Source organism: Streptomyces sp. E2N166, assembly GCF_003671715.1.
Lineage (GTDB): Bacteria > Actinomycetota > Actinomycetes > Streptomycetales > Streptomycetaceae > Streptomyces > Streptomyces thinghirensis.
In genome coordinates, this window is sequence record NZ_RAIF01000018.1 from 24,560 (window position 1) to 24,830 (window position 271).

A 271-nucleotide genomic window follows, 5' to 3' on the forward strand; every position below is an offset into this window, starting at 1 on the left:
TCGCCCTGGCCGCCTCCGGGATGCTTTCCGCTCGTACCCGTACCTCCACGCCGTCGGACTCGCCCACCCACAGCGGGGCGGTGGCGCCGCGGACGCGGCCCGAGGTGCTCTCGGGGGTGCCTGGGTCGGCCGCGTGGTCGGCGTTGTGGGCCTCCAGCTCCTGCCAGCCGGACCAGGTGCCGGTGGCGGCGGCGCGGGTGCGGACCTGGACGTGGCCGTGCAGTTCGGTGTCCGGGTCGTCCCAGACGAGACCGACCAGTGAGAAGTGCCG

At 74.9% G+C, this 271-nt stretch carries 1 pseudogene; it reads right to left on the reverse strand.

Features of this window, described 5'->3' with window-relative positions:
* Positions 1 to 271, reverse strand: a pseudogene (locus EBH09_RS38910) (N-acetylmuramoyl-L-alanine amidase); the annotation flags it as partial.